19 protein-coding genes and 1 pseudogene are annotated in these 21,187 nt (G+C 38.7%); 10 read left to right on the forward strand and 10 right to left on the reverse strand.

Features of this window, described 5'->3' with window-relative positions:
• The first annotated feature begins 172 nt into the window (after positions 1-172).
• From EJK17_RS04410 to EJK17_RS04420, 3 genes and pseudogenes are all read left to right on the forward strand, one after another.
• The gene (locus tag EJK17_RS04410) at positions 173-622 is read left to right on the forward strand and encodes a hypothetical protein (protein WP_127796236.1); all 450 of its coding nucleotides are present in this window, start codon (positions 173-175) and stop codon (positions 620-622) included.
• A gap of 69 nt (positions 623-691) precedes the next feature.
• Positions 692-928, forward strand: coding sequence for a cytochrome b5 domain-containing protein (locus EJK17_RS04415; protein ID WP_103662430.1), 237 nt, complete (start codon positions 692-694; stop codon positions 926-928).
• A gap of 151 nt (positions 929-1,079) precedes the next feature.
• Positions 1,080-2,487 (forward strand): annotated as a pseudogene (locus tag EJK17_RS04420) (APC family permease).
• Between the two features lie 53 nt (positions 2,488-2,540).
• Here the strand turns inward: EJK17_RS04420 and EJK17_RS04425 are convergent.
• Positions 2,541-4,625: a putative ornithine decarboxylase gene (locus EJK17_RS04425; protein ID WP_127796237.1), complete on the reverse strand. Its 2,085-nt coding sequence runs from the start codon at positions 4,623-4,625 to the stop codon at positions 2,541-2,543.
• 222 nt (positions 4,626-4,847) lie between these two features.
• Between EJK17_RS04425 and EJK17_RS04430 the strand changes: the two genes are divergently transcribed.
• Positions 4,848-6,299, forward strand: a complete 1,452-nt coding sequence (locus EJK17_RS04430; protein WP_103662432.1) for an APC family permease — start codon at positions 4,848-4,850, stop codon at positions 6,297-6,299.
• 5 nt (positions 6,300-6,304) lie between these two features.
• Positions 6,305-6,622 carry a DMT family transporter gene (locus tag EJK17_RS04435; protein ID WP_103662433.1) on the forward strand — a complete coding sequence of 106 codons (318 nt, stop codon included), beginning with the start codon at positions 6,305-6,307 and terminating at the stop codon, positions 6,620-6,622.
• A gap of 39 nt (positions 6,623-6,661) precedes the next feature.
• Here the strand turns inward: EJK17_RS04435 and EJK17_RS04440 are convergent, their stop codons facing one another.
• The 9 genes from EJK17_RS04440 to EJK17_RS04480 all read right to left on the reverse strand — a co-directional run bounded on the left by EJK17_RS04440 (position 6,662) and on the right by EJK17_RS04480 (position 17,592).
• Complete coding sequence (locus EJK17_RS04440; RefSeq protein ID WP_103662451.1) at positions 6,662-7,879, reverse strand: DUF438 domain-containing protein; 1,218 nt, start codon at positions 7,877-7,879, stop codon at positions 6,662-6,664.
• A gap of 11 nt (positions 7,880-7,890) precedes the next feature.
• Positions 7,891-8,463 carry an iron-sulfur cluster assembly protein gene (locus tag EJK17_RS04445; protein ID WP_103662434.1) on the reverse strand — a complete coding sequence of 191 codons (573 nt, stop codon included), beginning with the start codon at positions 8,461-8,463 and terminating at the stop codon, positions 7,891-7,893.
• A 70-nt stretch (positions 8,464-8,533) separates the two neighbouring features.
• On the reverse strand, positions 8,534-9,583 hold the full coding sequence (locus tag EJK17_RS04450; protein WP_103662435.1) for an ABC transporter substrate-binding protein: 1,050 nt from the start codon (positions 9,581-9,583) through the stop codon (positions 8,534-8,536).
• Positions 9,584-9,586: 3 nt separating this feature from the next.
• Positions 9,587-10,018 carry a hypothetical protein gene (locus tag EJK17_RS04455; RefSeq protein WP_103662436.1) on the reverse strand — a complete coding sequence of 144 codons (432 nt, stop codon included), beginning with the start codon at positions 10,016-10,018 and terminating at the stop codon, positions 9,587-9,589.
• 7 nt (positions 10,019-10,025) lie between these two features.
• Positions 10,026-10,991, reverse strand: a complete 966-nt coding sequence (locus tag EJK17_RS04460; RefSeq protein WP_103662437.1) for a hypothetical protein — start codon at positions 10,989-10,991, stop codon at positions 10,026-10,028.
• Positions 10,992-11,118: 127 nt separating this feature from the next.
• Positions 11,119-11,814: a respiratory nitrate reductase subunit gamma gene (gene narI, locus EJK17_RS04465; RefSeq protein WP_127796238.1), complete on the reverse strand. Its 696-nt coding sequence runs from the start codon at positions 11,812-11,814 to the stop codon at positions 11,119-11,121.
• Complete coding sequence (gene narJ / locus EJK17_RS04470) at positions 11,807-12,385, reverse strand: nitrate reductase molybdenum cofactor assembly chaperone (RefSeq protein ID WP_103662439.1); 579 nt, start codon at positions 12,383-12,385, stop codon at positions 11,807-11,809. The genes narI and narJ overlap by 8 nt, the downstream gene beginning before the upstream one ends.
• Positions 12,378-13,937: a nitrate reductase subunit beta gene (gene narH / locus EJK17_RS04475; RefSeq protein ID WP_127796239.1), complete on the reverse strand. Its 1,560-nt coding sequence runs from the start codon at positions 13,935-13,937 to the stop codon at positions 12,378-12,380. The genes narJ and narH overlap by 8 nt, the downstream gene beginning before the upstream one ends.
• The gene (locus tag EJK17_RS04480) at positions 13,927-17,592 is read right to left on the reverse strand and encodes a nitrate reductase subunit alpha (protein WP_103662441.1); all 3,666 of its coding nucleotides are present in this window, start codon (positions 17,590-17,592) and stop codon (positions 13,927-13,929) included. The genes narH and EJK17_RS04480 overlap by 11 nt, the downstream gene beginning before the upstream one ends.
• Before the next feature lie 162 nt (positions 17,593-17,754).
• Between EJK17_RS04480 and EJK17_RS04485 the strand changes: the two genes are divergently transcribed.
• The 5 genes from EJK17_RS04485 to EJK17_RS04505 are packed head-to-tail and all read left to right on the forward strand — an operon-like array spanning position 17,755 to position 21,184.
• Positions 17,755-18,483 (forward strand): HesA/MoeB/ThiF family protein, encoded by a 729-nt coding sequence (locus EJK17_RS04485; RefSeq protein WP_255409202.1) that lies wholly within the window; start codon positions 17,755-17,757, stop codon positions 18,481-18,483.
• Positions 18,480-18,977, forward strand: coding sequence for a MogA/MoaB family molybdenum cofactor biosynthesis protein (locus EJK17_RS04490; protein ID WP_103662443.1), 498 nt, complete (start codon positions 18,480-18,482; stop codon positions 18,975-18,977). Before EJK17_RS04485 ends, EJK17_RS04490 begins: the two co-directional genes overlap by 4 nt.
• A complete protein-coding gene (locus tag EJK17_RS04495; protein ID WP_103662444.1) occupies positions 18,967-20,181 on the forward strand; it encodes a molybdopterin molybdotransferase MoeA in 1,215 nt (404 codons plus the stop codon). The genes EJK17_RS04490 and EJK17_RS04495 overlap by 11 nt, the downstream gene beginning before the upstream one ends.
• Positions 20,160-20,642 (forward strand): molybdopterin-guanine dinucleotide biosynthesis protein B, encoded by a 483-nt coding sequence (gene mobB, locus EJK17_RS04500; protein WP_103662445.1) that lies wholly within the window; start codon positions 20,160-20,162, stop codon positions 20,640-20,642. The genes EJK17_RS04495 and mobB overlap by 22 nt, the downstream gene beginning before the upstream one ends.
• On the forward strand, positions 20,636-21,184 hold the full coding sequence (locus tag EJK17_RS04505) for a molybdenum cofactor guanylyltransferase (RefSeq protein ID WP_103662446.1): 549 nt from the start codon (positions 20,636-20,638) through the stop codon (positions 21,182-21,184). Before mobB ends, EJK17_RS04505 begins: the two co-directional genes overlap by 7 nt.
• Positions 21,185-21,187: the final 3 nt, after the last annotated feature.

The following is a 21,187-nucleotide window of genomic DNA, read 5'->3' on the forward strand; positions in this document are numbered from 1 at the left end:
TTAGTAAATGAAGAAATTAAAGCTTTAGTGTCCTTTTCATCATCAATTTGCGGTATACTTTTCATTGCGTAAGATCTCCTTTAACTTTGGTTTGGACACTTAAAGTATAACGCAGGAAGATCTTGCGCTTTTATTTTTGGACGAAAAAAGCCAGAAGCCACGCTAAGTTAGCATGATTTCTAGCTTTCAACTTTCAGTTTTTATTTCTGAATACTGCCAAATTTATGACAATAAGCAACATATTTTGCCTTTCACTTCAAAATATCTAAATGGAATGAAAGAAACTACTTTTGTATTATTTGAAAATTCTGCTGGAGTTCAAGATTATATTAATCGTCGTTTTAGTGAAATGGGCATCCAAATTACTAAAACTATTCAAGTCGATTCGGTCATCGACGCGATCCAAACGGCCATCATTTTAGGACACCAAGGAATGGCTTTAACTAACCAATACATCGCTCAGAAGCTCTTTCCTAACGGCAACTATAACTTATTGAGTTTACCCAAAAATACTCTCAATTTTGATAATGCCATCATGTATGAAAAAGGTGCCAATGAACAGATTATTGAACTAGCTGATTATCTGAAAAAAGCCTTCACTGAAATGTCCACAAAGAGTTAAAATGTTTGGCTAATCGAATAATTTATGATAATTTTTATTTAGAAAATAAATTCAAAGGTGGTAATGAGAATGACAGAAAGAACTTTTACTAGAGAAGAATTAGCTAAATTTGACGGCGAAGATGGCCGCGAAGCCTACGTTGCTGTGAATGGTGTTGTTTACGACATGACTGGTAACCCACATGTTAAAGCTAGTGCTCACCACGGCAATTTAGCTGGTCAAGACATCACTGAAGCAATTATGCGCTCTGGTCACGGAGATAAAGTCATGGCCCATCTAAAAGTTGTTGGCAAGTTAGTCGACTAGTTTTCATTTTCATTAAAAAACAGCTCATGAAATTTCATGGGCTGTTTTTTGTTGCTTTTCAAAATTATTCGCTGTTTTTTCTTAAATGTAAATGGAATTATGGCCACATTTGTGTATAATATTGGAAATACCTTAAAGGAGATGACGAATAATGAGAAATATTTTCAAAAAAGTGCCGGTAAAAAATTACTTACGGGCTGATTCACGCCTAGAGCGAAGCTTGCACGCACGTGATTTAGTAGCCCTAGGCATCGGTGCAGTTATCGGAACGGGGATTTTCATCTTACCTGGTCATGAAGCTGCGCAACATGCTGGTCCAGCAGTAACAATCGCTTTCTTACTGGCTGCGATTGTGTCTGGGATCGTCGGTATGGCTTACGCAGAATTTTCTTCATCCATGCCTGTTGCCGGTTCAGCCTACTCTTTTGGCTCTGCAATTTTTGGAGAAGTGATCGGTTGGACCTTGGGGTGGGCACTTTTGCTAGAATATTTCTTAGCAGTTTCTGCCGAAGCAACTGGTTTTACATCCTACTTTAACAATAATATTTTAAGTGCGATTGGAATCAATTTACCCAAATCTTTACAAGCTGGTCCAATGGAAGGCGGCGTAGTTAACCTTTCGGCGGTCTTAGTCGTTTTAATTGTAGCCTTTATCTTGTATCAAGGCGCTAACCTTTCCAAGCATATCGAAGATGCCAATGGTTATCTTGAAAGTTGCGATTATCGTTCTCTTTATCGTGGTTGGCGTTTTTTATATCAAAACTGAAAACTACGTGCCTTTCTATCCAAAAGAATTTCACTCAGAGCCTTGGGGATTTGGTGGGATCTCTACCGCTGCAGCAACGGTTTTCTTTGCCTTCATTGTTTTTGATGCCTTAGCTTCCAATTCTGCAGAAACAATTAATCCAGGTAAAAACGTCGTTAAAGGTATTCTGGGTACCGTCATTGTTGCCGTTGTGCTGTATGTTGGGTTTTCATTTGTGTTAACGGGGATGGTTAACTACAAACAGTTAAATGTTGATGACCCTGCAGCTTATGCTTTAAAAGTTATTGGCTTAAATAGTTGGAATAAATTGATCACACTAGGAGCTTTAGTCGGAATTTTTACTGCAATGATCACTATGCTTTTAGGTGGTTCTCGCCTGCTGTATGCTTTAGGACGTGATGGTTTACTGCCAAAAGCCATGGGCCAAGTTGATCATAAAAAGATGATTCCTGACAATGCCATCATTATTTCAACAATCGTGGCAGCAGTTTTCGCGGGTTTAGTACCTTTGATGCAGCTGGCATCCCTGATCAATGCCGGCACCTTACTCGCCTTTGCCTTCATTTCTTTTGGCGTCATTCCATTGCGTAAACGTAAAGACATTCCAAATGACGGCTTCAAGATGCCACTCTACCCTGTGCTACCGATTATTGCAGGCTTACTCAGTGTGTACTTCATTATTATGTTGCCAATGGAAACTAAGGTAATGGTCTCAATCTGGATTGTTGTCGGATGGATTATCTACTTTGCCTTCGGCTTAAAGCATTCTAAACTGCAAAATAATGAAAAATAAAGGATTTAAAAAATGTGATATCTACAACTTGCTGTAGATATCACATTTTTCATTTATTTCAAAACTTCTGCGACAATCTTTCCGTCCTGTTCATAAACTCCTTGTACTTCTGGATCAAATCCAGGGAATTTCTTAGCCGCATCTAACAATACTTGAAAATACTTAACATCCAATTGATGCCATTTCTCCCCTGGCGCTACTACGAAAACACCTGGTGGGTAAGGCAATGCCCCTTCTAATGCAATTTCACCTGGTAAATTAGAAAGTTCAACAAGTTTGCTATTGTTTTCATTAAACTCTCTATCTGCTGCACTTGGTTGTAAGGAATAGTTCTGAAAATCAGACTTGATAAACAAATCACGCTCTAATTTAAAGATATCATTCTCTTGATAATAATGATGAATTTCTTGACACAACTGATATAAAGTATAATTTTGATAACGCTTCGGAAATTCAGCGACTAATTGAGGCATAATTTCGCTTAGTTTTCTTCTTTGTAAATACGCATCTTCAAAGTCCATTAAGGCATCAAATAAGGTCTGCATATCTACCTTACTCTCCCCTGGAGTAATTAAATACAGCGTTGAATAAATATCAGATTTCTCTGGAATAATTTGTTTTTCATGTAAGTATGTTTCCATTACTACTCCAGGAATACCTTCCTGATCATATTTTTCTGTTTCTAAATTGATCCCAGGATTGAGAATCGTTAGTTTTAACGGATCAAGCATGACTTCACCTTGACCAATTTTAGCAAAGCCATGCCAATTTTGTTGTGGTGTTAATCGCCAGGCTGCAGAAGAGTGCGCTAATTTTTCAGTAGGAATGTCTTCCCATTTTACGCCATTAACCATTGCTGGGACAAATGGCCTAAATAATTTGCTCTTTGCAAGTAACTTTTTTCTAAAATTAATTCCAAGCTTAACCGTCTCATCCCACCATGAACAACTGGCTGCTGAATTGGCCATTTTTGCATTGACTGCCAAAGATGAATAAACTGGATAAGAATAACTAGTAGTGACATATTTTAAATATGCATGGTTAAAGTGCTTATGGTCTACATAACGCTTTTGTCCTTTAAGATGGCTATCTTTCTTCAAGATTTGTGATGCCTGAGCAACACCAGCTTGTTGTTTGTGAACTGATTCTGTAACCAAAATGCCTGGATCTTCTGGTCCATATTCTTGCTGCAACGGTGATAAGTCACGTAAGACATCAACAAATTGTTCATAACCGCCCCAGGCACAATCAAGCAAAATATAATCACAAAGCTTACCTAACTTTTTGATAATGTATTTAGCATCATAGAAAACACCGTCATAAGTTTCTTGCTGTAAAACTGCCATTCTGAAAGGTCTCTTAGCTTTAACCTTTGCAGGATCGATTTTGGCAATCTCTGCCCGAATCTTGTCTTCGTCTAAATCATTAGCAATTAAAGGACCGATTAAACCATCAGCATTGCGATCAGTTGGTAAGTAAACTGGCTTAGCCCCAGTCATTACTAATGCACTATTGTATAAACTCTTATGGTTATTTCGATCAAATAAGACTAGATCTCCTTCGCGCAAAACCGCGGTGGCACAAATTGTATTCGCGCTGGTTGTCCCATTTGTACAAAAATATACTTTATCAGCATGGTATGCTTTGGCCGCTTCCTCTTCAGCTTTGAGTGGCTGACCTTCATGGCCCATCGTATCGCCAAGCTCAAAGACACTATCGGAAATGTCAGCCCTAAAATAATTCTTTCCAAAGAACTGTCGCATTACTGCTCCAGCGGGATGTCGATCAAAGAAGTGTCCATTATGATGGCCTGGTGTACTCAGAATTAAATCATCCTGATCAGCAAAATTTGTTAGATCCAATAAGAATTGTGGTACTACTTCTTGTTCATACTTCTTAGCAGTTTGATCAATTACTCTTGCCATATTCTTTGCAGGATCAAATTCAATTAGCGGTAAATTTAATTTCAATTCATCGGCAAAAACCCTTTGCATCCCCTTACCGCGACTATCATCTTTTTTAACCACAACAGCTGCCAAATAAGCACCGTTTAAGTTTTCGCTTAATTCACAATGTGGCCAGTTCTTAGGCAAATAAGGTAATAACTCCTTACGCGCTGCAATTTTCAAATAATGCATGATTCTTTTCCTCTTTGTTTTTCACTGTCATTCTCTATACAATTTTAGCAAAATACTTAAAAAGAATAGAAAAATTTTAAAAATTATTCTAAAATACAGATATTACTTTTATTTTACAAGAGGATAGATGTGCAATTAATCAGAGAATTTCTTAAACATCAAAATAAACCCCCATGTTTTTGGTAAAAAACAACAACGATAAAAAAGGGGAGATAATATTTTATGGTTGAAGAAAATAATAAGAAAAATTATATGGGTTGGGTCACCCTAACAATGTTTGTCTACTTGACAGTCATCAGTTTTGAAGACCCATTTTATCCATACCAAGAATACGGTTTATTCGTTCTGGTATTATGGATTTTCATGCTACTTTTTTACCAGTTACCTTATACCTTGATTTCAACACAGTTGGGAATGGCTTATAACGGTGAAGAAGAAGGTGGATTGTCATCCTGGATTCGGCGCGGAACGGGTAGTGATCTTTTAGGTTACGCGACTGGATGGATGTACTGGGCGCAAACAATTCCATACCTAATTGACTGTGCTAGTTCAGTTGTTGTATCAGTATCATGGGTAATTTTAGGTAATAGATCTTTAGGACAGCATATGTCGTCCTTCACTTTTAGTTTGATTACCTTTGCAATTATCTTAGTTTTCATCATCTTTGAAAACGTGGTTAAAGACGCACTAGATGCCACTTCTCTATGGGGTGGTATTGCCATGGTTGTCATGGTTCTTGTCTTTTTTGTAATGATTATTTGGTCATTAACTCACGGCGGACATATTGCAACAAAATTAACTTGGTCTAACATCAAGCCTCACTTAAGCCTGCACTACTTCTCATCTGCAAGTATGTTGATCTTTGCTATGTCAGGTGCTGAATTAGCCGCTCCGTATATTTCTAGGTTGAAGCACCCTAAGCGCGACTTTCCTAAGACAATGTGGCTATTATTCATTGTTACAGCAATGATGGTTATCCTTGAAACTTTAGGTTTAGCTGTTTTATTTGATGCAAAACACATTCCTAATGACTTTAAGATGAACGGTGATTACTACGCCTTTCAATTACTTGGTCAAGAAGCTGGCATGGGTAACAGCTTAATGTTAGCTTATTCCATTGTATGTCTTGTAACTTTATTAGCCGAAATTGCAGCCCTTATCGATGCTGCCAGTCGTTTCCTTGCTTCTGACACAACTGCACAATACATGCCAAGCTGGTTACTTAAGAAGACTAAGACTGGTCGACCATTAAACAGTTATATCTTTACTGCTGGAACCACTTTAATCTTGATCTTATTGGGTGGTACCTTACCAGAAATTAATGACTTCGTTAACTGGTTACTTAATTTAAATACCATCGTTTCACCTTATAAGACTTCAGTTGTCTTTTTAGCCTTTTTACTTCTTCGCTATAAACGTAAGAGTTTTGGCGAGAACGAATATGTTTTCATTCGAAATCGAAAAGGTGCATTAGCTGTTGGCTGGTGGTGCTTCCTGTTGACTTTCACCTGTGCTACGATGGCCTTTTTACCACAAAACGGTCAATTCGGTAGTGATAAATGGTTTAAACAATTATGGATGAATATCGTAGTAGTCTTGTTCCTATTCGGTACTGGATTTATCTTGCCATTACTACGTAAACTTGAATTAAAACGCAAGAAAAATAAGGAATAAAACATATGGGATATCTACAATTAGCTGGCGCAATTATTTTCGAAATCATTGCCACCAACTTGCTCAAAGCCTCAAATGGCTTTACCAAAATACAATTTACCCTTGGCACCATCATTGCCTACATCATCTGTTACTACTTGTTCTCATTATCATTGAGAACAATCAAACTCAGCCTTGCCTACGCCATCTGGTGCGGCCTAGGAATTGTTGCGACCGCGATTGTTTCTTATCTGTTATGGCACGAACACATTAGTTTAATGGAAATCTTTGGCTTTGCGTTAATTATTGCTGGCGTGGTCATCAGTAATTTAGCTGCCAAATAAGCCTGGAAAAAATCCAGGCTTATTTTTTGCTATTTTTGATTAAATTGTACGCTTTTCGTTAGTCCAACTTCTAATCTCAGTAACGTCTTGGGCTACTTCTAAACAGCCTAAGTACTTACCTTCTGGATTACGAACGGCAAAGTATTGTAAGTAAAGGTAGCGACCCATGTGCTTAGGCTCAAACCAGAATTCATACTTATCACGCTTGCCTTCATGTAGCTCTTTAAAAATCCCCTTCACCTTATCAACGCTACCAGCAACGTGGCAAGAAAAGACATCATTACCTAAAGCATTTTTAGAATGCGGATAAATAGCTGCGCCACCGCCAAAAAAGGCCACCTTGTCATTTTCATCAACAAAGGTTAATGCAAATGGTAATAAATCAATGATCGCCTGTAATTGCTCAAGGTTTAATTTACCTTCTTTAAAGTTAATGGCTAAGCTGCTTAAACTAGCCAACTCAATTGGTGATTTTTCCAGGTGTGGCAGGTCTTTTTCAGCTGGCTTCCAGTTCATTGGTGGCTGAATCAAGGTGTAACCAATTTGCTTTTCTTCTTCTTTGACATTAAGCCAGTCCTGCGCATTCGCCACTTCCGTAATCATTGGCAACATAATTGATTCTTCTTTAAAAATCATTTCGAGCACTTCATGACAGGCCGACTTAACGGCTTCAGCTAATTTAGCCTTATCTGGTTGTTCTGCAGCGGCTAATTGATTAGCTTGTCCAATCAATTTACGAATCTTGTCATCAACACCCCACATGACCTTTGGTGGAGCAGTAATCCCATATTTGGTCATTAAGGGAAAAATTGAAGTTTCTTTACGGGCATAGTGATAATGAATTTTAGCTAAATCTTTCAAAGCTTGACGAATTTTCGTTAAAGCAGCGTCATCTCCATCCTCGTACTTAGCTAAATTTGGCAATAAATAGTCATTAATCAAGGACTTTAAGACAAAATTTTCTTGCTTCAAAGTGTGAACCGGGTGACCGGGAGTTTCATAATCAGGAGATTCATCAACCGGTAAAATACTCCCCTTAAATACTTCAGCGTGGACATTACATAAATATTGAATTTGCCGCGGATCAAGACCACTTGCAATTAATTGTCTTTCAGCAGAAGTAATTTCAGATACATCGACTTTGTCAAAGCGTTCTTTAAACATTTTTTTAGCAGTTTCAAAATCACCGCCTTTTTGGATATAGTGCAATACTTCCAAAATTTGATCTTGTCTGCTTTTATTTTCTTTACTATCCATCTTTTTCTCCATTATTTTTCAATTACTTGATAGCCCTTAGCTTCAAAAGCGGCTTTAACCTTTTCTTTATCAACGCCCATTACTTTGGCTCCCATGGAAATGGTCATTACTCGGCCAATGGTTTTAAGCAGGCCTGGTTCTTTAATCTTGGTAAAGCCACAATCAGCCATAATCTCGACAAAGTCGGGGTAACGCTTAGCTAATTTAATAATTGGTTCTGAGAAGTTGATGACCTTTTGCGTATCATCTGCAGTCGAATCATTAGCTACCTTCTTTGCCGCTAATTCTGCTTTACCTGCCTCATTAATCTTATCTGGTGACCAAACCGGATACCAAACTAAGTTGATGTCACATTCTTTAATGCCGTTAACACTAGTTACTGCCTGCTTAATTTCTTTTTCTAAATCTTTGGGTAACGCGCTACCTGCTACAGGCAAGGTCATGGTGATTGTTGCTGTTTCATCCTGAACGGCTACTTGATAAATTAAACCTAAATCAACTAAATTAATACCAATCTCAGGTTCCAATACTTGTTTTAGAGCAGCGGTAATTTTTTCTTTGTTTGTTAGTTTTTTGTCTGTCATTTTTTGTACCTATTCTTCTATAAATTTATTGTACTATAAGTCTTTTAAGATTATTCAAATTAACAACTACCTATTTTTTAGGCACATAGCCAGCTAAGATTTGCTTAGCTTGTTGTTTAGTTAAGCGATAATGGTAATACTTTTGATAAAAGTCACGCGTTTTTTCGACCATATCTAACTGCGTAAACTGAGCTGGATGTAGTAACTTAGCAGCCCATAATACTTGCAAAGCTTCTTCTGTACTATAACGATCCCAAGGGAAGGTTCCTTGCGGATTACCGTAAACTTTTCCTTCTTCAGCTGCCGTTGTCTTTTGCAATAAAGGATCATGTTTAACTAGTCGGCGCGCGTTAGCAGTAGTGGTTTGACCAATAATGATCACCTGCGGATTTTGCTTAACAATTTCTTCTGGATTAACTTGGACCATATTGCCGCGAGCCTTAATCGCATTTTTTCCACCAGCAAACTTAATCCATTCATTGATAATGGTTTCTTGCCCATCAACTTGCTTTAAATTTGTCGCATCCGTGATATGAAGTACCCGAACTCGTTTCTGGTTGGCAACCCGTTTTTGCACATAAGACAAATTATGAGCTAATTCCTGGTTATATCTTTTAGCGACAGTTTGATATTTTTTACCTAAAATTTTGGCCGTCAAATTGACTGATTTTTTTAAACCAGGAAAATCAGTAAACATGGCATTCACGGTCGGAATTTTAGCTTGACGCAATTGCTTAACTTGTCCAGGATTCGCGGCAATCGCTACATCTGGCTTAGTTTTTAAAATTTCTTCAATCTGCAAATCTTGCCCAACAAACGGCGCCTTAACTTTGGCAATTTGCGGATCAACCTTTCTAAACCAGCCTTGTTTTTGAATCATTGGCGTAGTCGTTACTAATTTCTGTTGACCACCTAATAACAAAACGATTTGATTATTGGCATGCCACAAATCTGCTACGCGCTTCACTTGCTTGGGAATTTTAACCTTCGTGCGAGTCATATCAACTACTGTTCTAGTGTTTTTAGCAGTTGCACTATTTTTCCCACAAGCAGTCAACATTACCAGTAAAGTAAGCACTAATGTCAACGCGAAAAAGTTTGATTTCTTCTTTAATTTCATCCCTTATACCATTTTCTTCCAGATATTTTCATCAAAATAGCCTAATTTATTACTTTCCCAAGTTTTGAGATAGGCAATTAATTCAATTGCGGCTGACGGACTGACTGCATTAATCGCATTTAACCCAGTCCCAATTGGCACCAGCTCACTCATGGCTGTAATATCATTGCCATTTTCGATTTCTACTTGTGAACAGAAAATAGACCAATGCCCTAGAATATTAGGCGCAAAGACAAAGAAAACGTTATAATCATCTGACAAATAAGCTGGTAAAGCCCAGGCCACATCATCAATTGGTTCAGGATAAAGATTCCCTTGTAAAGCAAATTGCTTAATATTTAAGGCTGTTGGCTGTGTTTTGAGCAGAAAGACGGTATTTTCAAAATCTGGCCGACCCATTTTCATCTCTGGGGTAATAATATCTTGTAAACGCATCTTTCACCTAAATAAAATTCTTCCTATAAAAATCATACTTTTGATGAATATCCTTGAGTGGTGCATCCATCACGTGTTCTTTTCCTTGAGTATCAACTTTAAAGTTAGTCATAATAATCCGATTAAATTGCATTCTGAGTAACGGATTTTTCTTAAAAAGAGCTTCCAAGTCGGTTGACATGATTTGTAAATGATCACAGTATTTTGGCACTAAAAGTTTCTCTAGTTGGCTAAAACTATCAGCTAAAACTTCAGAGTAAGCGTGGTCAGCATACTTCAATTCATTTTTTTCAAACAGATCATAATATTCTAAATCCGTTAATCCCTTACGGTTCTTGATATTATGTTGTTCATCGTATTGGTGAGTCAAATAAGCATCCCAATCACGGTAAGCGTAAGTGGTCATCTGCAAAACTAACTTCTTGCCTGGCTTTTTGATATTTTCAGGTACCATTTTCCCCTGCGGATCAATTAAGTAAGGTCGCACCAAAAATTCTGCAACTAAATAATAGTAAGTTCCAGGAATTAATTCTCGATCATGATTATCCTCATATAACTTACCTTCACCGGGCAATTGCTTCAGTTTATTAATCGACAATCTAGTCTGATCAATCGCATAGATAATATCTTCTACCTCTTGATCAATTTCTTCTCGTGCCGAGATCACTTGCAAGACATGAGTAAATAATCGCGACAAATTATTCTTTTCTTTTAACTGATTCTCGTAAAAGCCACCTTGCCGTTGATATTTACGGGTTTCGCGTTCCATTTGTTCTTCCAAAGCTGTTGTCATCCGTTCAACTTTTACTGGAAGAACTGGCTTATCAAAGGATTCTTGGGCGACTTGGCGAACTGCTTCGCGCAAAATAGGTCGCATTTCAATAAAGTCAGGATAGTCAAAAACATTTTGAAATTGTTGTTCTTCAAATTGTTTGCGAATTTTTTGATTTAAATCAAAGTTAAATTGCGTCATAAATTTAGTCCTTTCTTCCAGTCTATATTTTAGAAAACAAAAAACCTGACGGATATTAGGAAATTAACTAATTTATTGCAAAAAAACAGCTTTGGAAAATTCCAAAGCTATTTTTATGAGAGGAGTTTTATTTAGTGTAGGCAATCCGCCGGCGGTAAACAATGAATCTCCGGAAAATGTATTGCCATGGCAAAGTTAAAGCGTGAACCAATCTGGTGTATGGGAAATAGCCGAAAATGGCAAATCCGCAACAAACGTGAATCTTATAGATTAATGGTACATTCTTCATCAGTTGCCATTGTGGGTGAAGAGTAAATAAACTTCTTACCCACGGACCAATTGTTAAGCGATAATTATAATCAACAAATCCGCCGTAAATGGTACAACACATCCCTAAGGTAATAGTAATTAATAAGGCCCAATCAATAATAATGTCATTGATTGACGAAGTCTTAAATACCCGCGCAACGGTCATGCGGCGATAAGTCAAGATGGCAATCCCGATCCAAGCCAGACTACCAGCAGGAATTCCCATCATTAAGGAACCAAACATGTGGTACATCTTTTCGGTAATGCCAAAATATGAGGTCCATTCCATTGGAACCAGCATCCCTAAACAGTGACCAAAGAAGGCCAAGATAATTCCTACGTGAAAAAGCGTACTACCGATAATCAATAATTTCTTTTCAAAGATTTCACTCGATTTAGCTGTAATTGACGCGTGGAAATATTTAAAGCGGACAAAATTACCTACGATAAAGGACAATAACATTAAATATGGGTAATAAACCCAAAGCAAGATCGACCAACTATCACTATGCATCAATCCTCGCCTCCGTTTCAATACATGATCTGATAACATTCCGAATTTGCCGGATCAGCTTCATATAAGGATCATCAGCATCTGGAACCGCATTTTTTAATAAAGTGTAGGTTCCATCTTCAATTACGCCGAGAGCCAAATTTAAATCATTCTTACGCTCATCATTCATAAAATCAGCATAAGCAAAGAATTCTAGCATCATTGGTAGATAATCTGCCAATTCGCTACTCGTTTCCGAAATGCCAAACATTTCATATAACATTTTTAGCTTGGCAATAATGGTCCCCCGTTCACGTGAATCAGTCATCTTGTAATAAGACATATACAAGGTATAGCGCCGATTCATTTCAAACAAGTTGGCGTAATGACTTTGCTGCTGCAAAAAACTTTGTTTAGCCAATAAATCAAATTGGGTAAGAATTGCTTCTTTAAGATCTTTTTCTAAAGCTGGATTATTTGCAATTAATTGTCGCACTTCAGGGGTAAAAGTTTGCTCATCAGGATAATCAATGATTCTGGAGAGCGTCACAAATACATCGTACAACTGATTAATCCGTTCAAAATTAATCACGCCAAATTCCTCCATAGAAACTTTCAGCATAAATCTGGTTCGTTGATTCGCCAGCCTCAGCCTTCTTAAAGATACTTGAGTGTTGTGGTGCTAAAGCACAGCCTTCACATTCATCGTACCCTAAGCCGCCCTGTTCAGCTTGAGCATCTTCGAGTTGAGCCTTGTTGCTTTGCGGAATAACAAAACGATCTTCATATTTAGCAATGGCTAACAAGCGATAAAGTGAAGTGGCAGTTTGTTCAGTTAAGCCCACTCTTTCTAATTTGCTGGTATCAAAGTCCTTACCACTAGTCTTAGCCCGCATGTAAAGCCGCATCATTGCTAATTTATAAAGGGCTTTCTTAATTACTGGCACATTACCACCGGTTAACAAGTTAGCTAAGTATTCCACAGGCACCCGCATTTGATCAATTCCAGGGAAAATCATCTCAGGATTCTTAATAGAATCACGTCCTTCAAAATATGACATGACTGGTGATAGTGGTGGAATGTACCAAACCATTGGCATTGTCCGGTATTCCGGATGCAGTGGAAAGGCAATTTGATCCTTAACCGCCATCCGATAAATTGGTGACTTCTGGGCAGCGGCAATCATTTCTTCAGAAATACCGTCAGCCAAAGCTTGTTTAACAATTTCTGGATCATTAGGATCAAGGAATAATTCTCTTTGTGCTTCATAAAGCTTAGTTTCATCAGGAGTTGATGCTGCTTCTTCTACTCTGTCAGCATCATAAAGCAAGGCACCAATATATCTAATCCGGCCAACACAAGTTTCAGCACAGACAGTTGGTTGTCCTTCTTCAATTCTTGGATAACAGAAAGTACATTTTTCTGCCTTATGCGTCTTCCAGTTGAAGTAAACCTTCTTATAAGGGCATCCCGTCATACAGAAACGCCAACCCCGACATCTTTCTTGGTCAACTAAGACAATCCCATCCTCATCACGTTTATACATCGCACCTGAAGGACAAGAAGCCACACATGGTGCATTTAAACAATGTTCACAAAGACGAGGCAAGTACATCATAAAGGCTTGTTCAAAGTTCTTCTTAATGTCAGACTCGATCTTTTGTATGTTAGGGTCTTGCTCAACATATTCTGTTGACCCAGCTAAGTCATCATCCCAGTTAGGACCAGTTTTTAATTCCATGTCTTCACCGGTAATTTGGGACTTAGGAAGAGCTACTGGTTGGTGCTTACGCTCTGGACCAAACAAAGTCTTATAGTCATAAGTCCAGGGCTCATAATAGTCATCCATTTCAGGCATATCATTATTGTAAAAGATCTTACCTAAGGCAACCTTATTTAACTTACCACCAGCTCTTAAAGTTAACTTTCCTTTGCTGTTGAGCTTCCAACCACCATGATATTGATCTTCATCTTCCCAGCGCTTAGGGTAACCAACACCTGGCTTGGTCTCAACATTGTTAAACCACATATATTCAGCACCTGGACGATTAGTCCAAGTATTTTTGCAAGTTACGGAACAGGTATGACACCCGATACACTTATCAAGGTTTAAGACCATTTCGATTTGGGCTTTAATCTTCACTCCAAGTCACCTTCTTCAATTTTCTAACATTGGCATAAAGGTCACGCTGATTTCCAGTTGGACCATAATAGTTCCAGCCATAACATAATTGCCCATAACCCCCAACCATGTGAGTTGGTTTAACGTGAATTTGCGTTGGAGCATTGTGAGATCCACCGCGATTCCCCGTAATTGTTGATAATGGTTCATAAATTTCATTATCTTGGGCATGGTACATGTACAAACTACCTTCTGGCATCCGGTGAGAAACAACTGCTCTAGCAGTTACTACCCCGTTACGGTTATAAAGTTCAATCCAATCATTATCTTTCACATCAATCTTAGCTGCATCTTGTGGACTCATCCAAACTGTTGGGCCACCTCTAAAGAGGGTTAACATTTCCAAGTTGTCGTAATACATGGTGTGGATATTCCACTTACCGTGTGGCGTCATGTACCGCAGAGTTACTTCTTTATCAGCTGGTTGAACGTCGACATCTTGTGGTGCCAAAACTTGTGGTGGTAAGGATGGCTTAAAGGTGGCTAGTCCTTCACCAAAGTCCAAGAAGATTTCATGATCAACATAGTACTGCTGACGTCCAGTCAAAGTAACCCAAGGTATTTTTCTTTCAACATTTAAGGAGAATGGTGAATAACGATCCCCACCGTGTTTGGCAGAAGTCCCAATTGGCGTTGGATAAGCTTCTTGTGGTTGAGCGGTAATCTTCTGGAAGGTCATCCAGTCATCTGCATGACCGCGTCCAATGTCTTCTAACTTCTCACCGGTAACTGTTTCCTTCTTCTTCCAAGCTCGATCACATAAGCGACCATTAGAAGCAGTTGACATATGTAAGATAGCTTCACAGACATTAACGTCTTCATCCAATTTTGGTAAACCGGCATCATAACCTTCATCAAAGGTGCCTAAGCTGTCCTTTAATTCATCATAAGCATCTTGAACTTCATAGCCATAGTTGTTAACCATATTTGGTCCTAAGGCGATAAAGCGATCATATAAGTGGTGATAGTCACGTTCAACTAAAGATAAACTTGGCATCGTCTTACCTGGAATTGGTTCAACTTCACCCTTCTTCCAGTCACGAATTTCACCACCTACTTGGCCAATTTCACCTGGCGTGCCGTGACCTAAAGGCCGTGTCTTTAAGTCATAAACTTTTTCAGGTAAGTATTTCTTTGCCATTTCAGAGAAAGTCTTGGCTAACAACTTAAATTGTTGCCAGTCACTCTTTGATTCCCACATTGGACTAATTGCTTTATTAAATGGGTGAATGAACGGGTGCATATCCGTTGAAGATAAATCTTCTTTTTCATACCAAGTAGCTGCTGGCAAAACAACATCAGAATACATCGCAGTTGAAACCATTCTGAAGTCCATATCAACCACTAAGTCGAGCTTACCGGTAGTTTCTTCGTCATGCCAAATCATGTCTTCTGGCTTTAAACGAGCATTCGGCTTAGCTAGCAGTCCATTTTCAGCTCCTAGTAAGTGCTTCATAAAGTATTCCGCTCCCTTACCAGAAGAAGCAAATAAGTTAGACCGCCATAAGAAGAAGTTCTTTGGTTGGTTGATTTTGGCATCAGGATCTTCTGCCGCAAATTGCAGAGTTCCCTTCTTTAATTCATCAACTACTTTAGCTGAAATTTCCTTAATGTCCTTAGTACCATAATCTTTCACAAAGGATAAAGAACTACGGTTAAATTGTGGATATGAAGGTAGCCACCCTAAGCGAATCGCCATTTGAACGTAGTCGGCATTATGCAAATATTGGTGACTGCTACCATAAACAGGTGAGTACTGCTTTTGGTTATCCATTTCTTCATAACGCCATTGATCAGTGGCAAAGTAATACCAAGTCGTACCTTGCTGTTGGCGAGCACCACCTTTAACCCAATCATTAGCAAAGGTGATGTTAGCCCATCCTTCTTGCGGACGCAATTTTTCTTGACCAACATAGTGAGCCCAGCCGCCACCTTGTACACCAACACAGCCACAAAGCATTAACAGGTTAATAATTGTCCGATAGTTCATGTCAGCATTGTACCAGTGGTTGACCCCACCACCCATGATGACCATACACTTACCGCCGGTGTCTAAGGCATTTTGAGCAAATTCACGGGCGATTTGGGTAACTAATTTGGCTTTCACGCCAGTATACTGTTCTTGCCAAGCAGGAGTAAATGCAGAACTAGCATCATTTTCATCTTTAGCAGCCAGATCGTCATTGTCATGACGCTTAATCCCATATTGAGCCAAAAGCAAGTCATAGGCAGTAGTAACATAGTGTTCACTACCATCCGCATAGGTGATTTTTCTTACTGGCAAATGCCGGGCTACAACACTGTTACCTTCATTTGAAAAGGCCGGAAAATCCACAACTACTTCTTCAGTTGGTGCATCTTGATCTAGGACACTCATGGCAGGATCAATGTCATGACCAGCTTCGTCTTTTAGTTCAATATTCCATTTTTGACTTGGATCATATTTTTGACCAACGGTTCCGTTAGGAACAACAAAATTGTGTTGTTTTTGATCATAGACAATGGTCTTCCATTCGCCATTCTTTTCTCCTGCACCCTTAAGATCAGTTATTCTGACATAGTGCCCTGAAGTTAAATGACCATCATTAGCCTTACTCTTAACTAACTCAATGATGAATGGTAAGTCAGTGTATTGCTTAGAATAATTAATAAATTGTTGTTCATGGCGCTTTTGATAGAACTCATTCAAAATGACATAAGTCATCCCTTGAGCTACAGCTGAGTCAGTTCCCGGTTCTGGTGCAAGCCAGTCATCAGCAAACTTAACATTTTCAGCATAATCCGGACTAACGGCGACGATTTTAGATCCTTTATAACGAACTTCAGTCATAAAGTGCGCATCAGGTGTCCGCGTCAATGGAATATTAGACCCCCACATAATGATGTAGGAAGAATTGTACCAATCAGCTGATTCTGGGACATCAGTCTGTTCACCCCAAACTTGTGGGGATGCTGGCGGTAAGTCCGCATACCAGTCATAGAAGGATAACTCTTCCCCACCAAGTAAAGCAATAAAGCGGGCCCCAGCACTAAAGGACATCATTGACATCGCTGGAATTGGGGTAAAGCCGGCAATTCGATCAGGACCATACTTTTTAATGGTATAAATCAGTGAAGCAGAAATTAATTCTAGTGCTTCTTGGCGGTGTACCCGAATCATGCCACCATGTCCACGGACTGACTTATATTCCTTTTCCTTAGCTGGATCTTCAACAATACTTGCCCAAGCATCAACTGGATTATCAAATTGCTTTTTAGCTTCAGTCCATAGTTTCCACAAACGTCCGCGAATATAAGGATATTTGATTCTGACTGGGCTATATTCATACCAAGAAAAACTGGCACCACGCGGGCAACCACGAGGCTCATAGCCAGGAATATTAGCACCGCAAGATGGATAATCCGTTGCCTGGTGTTCCCAAGTGATAATGCCTTGCTTAACATAAACATTCCAACTACATGAACCAGTACAGTTAACTCCGTGGGTAGTTCTAACTACTTTATCATGGGCCCAACGTTGGCGATAAAGTTTTTCCCAGCGGCGACTTTTCTCTTCAAGTTGAGTAAAAGTCCCATTAAATTTTTCTACTTTATGAAAGAAACGCGACTTAAACACATTCGTCTCCCCCTAATCTAAAACATTCAGTAATTTTGCCTACAGCAAAGTAAGCCATTTCCCTAATATCAAGATTAGCACCGGAATTGTTATACTACGACTAGGGAATTACCTATATTTTTGACAAAGAGGTGAAAAATTATTAATCGTTACGATCGACAAATTAGAGTCAAACAAATTGGCACGCCAGGTCAGAAGAGACTCGCCCAAGCAACTATCATGATCATTGGTTGTGGCGGTTTAGGGAGTAATGTAGCTAATCAATTAACTCGTTCAGGAGTAAAGAAGTTAATCATTGTTGATCCTGACTATGTAACTTTAACTAACATTCACCGCCAAAACTTATTCACCGAAAAAGATGCCGAAGACAAAACTTTGAAAGTTGTAGCCGCTAAAAGACAATTAAACTTAATCAATTCAGAAGTCGAAATTACTACAATTGCCAAACCGGTAACAGCTGAATTAATTCATCAACAGCAATTTGATCTGTTAATTGATTGTCTCGACAACTACAGTACTAGAAAATTAATTAATGATTGTGCTTTAGCAGATAATTTTACTTATATTTTTGGCTCTTGTGCTGAAACTTTTGGCAACGCGATGGCGATTTCACCTCGCCGGCATCCCTGCCTAAATTGTGTTTTTACCAATCTCACTAATTTAGCCAAAAACGATGGTAAGATCTTTGGTAACAATGCGCCATTGGTCAATTTAGTTGCTTCACTACAAGTTTCTTTAGCCATGCATTATCTAATTGACAAAGAAAGTTTAAATTTTGATCAACTAATTACTGTTGACAATTGGCAACTAGCTTTTAACAAAATAAAGGTTCCCAAAAATAGAACTTGTCCGAGTTGTCAAAAATATCAAATTAATAAAGAAGAAAAATGACAAAAGTAGCAATTTTAACGGCTAGTGATAGTCGTAATTTAGAAAGTGATCAATCAGGTCAATTAATTGAAAAATTGTTTAAAGCTGAAGGTGCTGAAATTTTAACTAGAAAAGTTGTCAAAGATGATCTAGCAGCCTTGCAGCAAGCTTATTTAACTGAAGAAATGCTACATCCAGATCTAATTATCGTTAACGGCGGAACTGGGATTGCGCTAAAAGATTGTACAATTCAAGCAATCTCTCCTCTATTACAAGTGGAAGTTGCTGGCTTTGGGGAAGCTTTTCGTCAAATCTCTTTTGATGAAATTGGCACCCGCGCTTTAGCTTCCAATGCGCTTTGCGGCTTCAACTATTATAATCAGTTGACTTACTGCATCCCTGGCTCAACTAATGCTTGTCAAACTGCTTTAAGCAAATTAATCTTACCTGAATATGAACATTTATTATTTGAACGTAGTAATTTAAGAAAGGATCTTCATCACCATGCTCACTAAAAGAACGCCTATCAGTGTTAAAGAAGCACAAAGAAAAATTAACGAAATACCACTTAACTTAATGACGGAAACTATTCCAGTAGCTGAGGCTAATCACCGCGTTTTAGCAGAAGTCGCTAAAGCTAAATATGACTATCCTCACTTTCGCCGAGCTGCAATGGATGGTTATGCCATTCTAGCAGATGACGATCATGATTTTCCTCATCGTTTCAAAGTAGTTGGTGACGTGCAAGCTGGGGCTGTTTATGATCGTGATCTAAAGCCAGGCGAAACTGTCAGAATCATGACGGGTGCCTGCGTACCTGATAATGCCAGCAAGGTAATCCGGATTGAAAAGACTAGTGATAATACCGACACGAGTGTCATGATTAACGAAAGTGAAACTCATAGCAATATTACCGAAATTGGGGCCGACTTTAAGCAAGGGCAAACTGTTATGGCAGCCCATCAAGAGATTAATCCTGGTGGACTAGCTGTTTTAACTGCCTTTGGGATCACTGAAGTGACAGTTTACCGCAAGCCTACTGTGGCCATTATTGCGACAGGGACTGAACTATTAACTCCAGGTGAAGCCATTGCTAAAGGTAAAATTTTTAACAGTAATGGGATTATGCTTAAGAACTTAGTTGAAGAAACTGGTGGCAGTGTAAAAATGATCAAGCAACTGCCAGATGAAGAAAAACTAATTAAGACTACTTTAAATGAAGCCATTACTAACTACGATATTGTAATTACTGACGGTGGTGTTTCCGTTGGTGACTATGATTACATCGGTGACATTGCCCGGGATACCGATCAATTATTGTTTAATAAAGTTAAACAAAGACCCGGTAGCGTAACTACCGCCTTTATCAAAGATCATTCCTTAGTCATGGCTTTATCTGGTAATCCAGGTGCCTGTTATACTGGTTTTTATTTATACGTTGAGCCATTAATCAGACGCTACTCTAATTTGCCAAGCCGAATTCAAAAAGTAACAGGTATTTTAGCTGCACCTTACCGTAAAACTAATGAATTTGATCGCTACTTACGGTGCACCTTCGAAAAGAAGGACGGCAAATATTATGTTTATCCAAATGGGATCAATCGCTCAGGTTCATTAGCCAATTTACAAACCACTACCTGCTTAGGAGTCATCCCTAGTTCAACAGAGCCTATTAAAGTGAACTCGGAGGTAGAAACATGGCTATTACCCTTCAAATAATTGGTCATAAAAAAAGCGGTAAAACCTTAATTACCGAGGCTTTGATTAAGGCCTTGACCGCTAAAAAAATCCAAGTTGCAGCCATTAAACACGATGCTCACGTCGGGCAAATGGATGTACCTGGAACTGACAGTGAACGCTTTTTTGAAGCTGGAGCTGGCAGTGTGATTTTAGAATCACAGCATGGCTTTTTCTTACATCAAAGATCCGTCCCCACCCTGCAAGAAGAAGTGGAGCGTTTAAAAGATTATGATGTCATTCTAATTGAAGGGCACCACGGCGAAAATTTTCCTAAAGTGATCCTTTTAAAGGAAGGCGAAACTAAAGCCAATTGGTCTCAAAGTGAAGCAGTAATTGCCTTTGCCTCCTTAACGGCTAATCCTGCAGCGAATATTTGTGGACAAGAAGAAATAGTGGCTAAATTAATCAATTATCTAAAAGAAGAGCTAAGAAAATGTTAACTGGATTAGTCTTAGCAGGAGGTCAATCGCGCCGTTTCGGGACCGATAAAGCTTTGTTTACTATGCCGGGGCAAAAATTAACTAATGTCGAACTGACCGTTAATCGTTTACAGCTGGTTTGCGACCAAGTTTTAGTTGTTACTAATCCCTATAACCAAATCTCCATTCAAGAATTAGTAGCCAACGAAAAAGTTTTGGTAACTGCAGACTTAATTCCTTATCAAGGACAAGGTCCACTAGCCGGGTTAATGACAGCTCAAGAATATGGTGTTAAGGATTTAATTATCAATGCCTGTGACTATCCTTTTTTAAAGGTAGACGCAATTAAGTTTTTAAAAAATCATCCAAATTCTTATTTGACAACTGCAACTGCTGCGCACTACACTCTATGTCATCTAACACTGAGAAATAATCGATTAGAAAACTATTTTTCAGCCGGTAATCGAGCGTTAGGACCTTTTCTTCAAGATGTTTGCCACTGCCAGCCTCTTAACTATCAAGGGACCGAGCGTGAATTAAAAAATTGTAATTATCAGGAGTAAAAA

Origin of the sequence: Lactobacillus xujianguonis, assembly GCF_004009905.1 — a bacterium.
Lineage (GTDB): Bacteria > Bacillota > Bacilli > Lactobacillales > Lactobacillaceae > Lactobacillus > Lactobacillus xujianguonis.

Excerpts from the sequence above, each read along its gene's own strand:
- EJK17_RS04445 (WP_103662434.1), bottom strand. The coding sequence starts at position 8,463 with ATGACAGACAAAAAACTAACAAACAAAGAAAAAATTACCGCTGCTCTA.
- EJK17_RS04440 (WP_103662451.1), bottom strand. The coding sequence starts at position 7,879 with ATGGATAGTAAAGAAAATAAAAGCAGACAAGATCAAATTTTGGAAGTA.
- EJK17_RS04505 (WP_103662446.1), top strand. The coding sequence starts at position 20,636 with ATGTTAACTGGATTAGTCTTAGCAGGAGGTCAATCGCGCCGTTTCGGG.
- EJK17_RS04425 (WP_127796237.1), bottom strand. The coding sequence starts at position 4,625 with ATGCATTATTTGAAAATTGCAGCGCGTAAGGAGTTATTACCTTATTTG.
- mobB (WP_103662445.1), top strand. The coding sequence starts at position 20,160 with ATGGCTATTACCCTTCAAATAATTGGTCATAAAAAAAGCGGTAAAACC.
- EJK17_RS04450 (WP_103662435.1), bottom strand. The coding sequence starts at position 9,583 with ATGAAATTAAAGAAGAAATCAAACTTTTTCGCGTTGACATTAGTGCTT.
- EJK17_RS04410 (WP_127796236.1), top strand. The coding sequence starts at position 173 with ATGATTTCTAGCTTTCAACTTTCAGTTTTTATTTCTGAATACTGCCAA.
- EJK17_RS04430 (WP_103662432.1), top strand. The coding sequence starts at position 4,848 with ATGGTTGAAGAAAATAATAAGAAAAATTATATGGGTTGGGTCACCCTA.
- EJK17_RS04435 (WP_103662433.1), top strand. The coding sequence starts at position 6,305 with ATGGGATATCTACAATTAGCTGGCGCAATTATTTTCGAAATCATTGCC.
- EJK17_RS04455 (WP_103662436.1), bottom strand. The coding sequence starts at position 10,018 with ATGCGTTTACAAGATATTATTACCCCAGAGATGAAAATGGGTCGGCCA.
- EJK17_RS04490 (WP_103662443.1), top strand. The coding sequence starts at position 18,480 with ATGACAAAAGTAGCAATTTTAACGGCTAGTGATAGTCGTAATTTAGAA.
- EJK17_RS04460 (WP_103662437.1), bottom strand. The coding sequence starts at position 10,991 with ATGACGCAATTTAACTTTGATTTAAATCAAAAAATTCGCAAACAATTT.
- narI (WP_127796238.1), bottom strand. The coding sequence starts at position 11,814 with ATGCATAGTGATAGTTGGTCGATCTTGCTTTGGGTTTATTACCCATAT.
- EJK17_RS04495 (WP_103662444.1), top strand. The coding sequence starts at position 18,967 with ATGCTCACTAAAAGAACGCCTATCAGTGTTAAAGAAGCACAAAGAAAA.
- EJK17_RS04415 (WP_103662430.1), top strand. The coding sequence starts at position 692 with ATGACAGAAAGAACTTTTACTAGAGAAGAATTAGCTAAATTTGACGGC.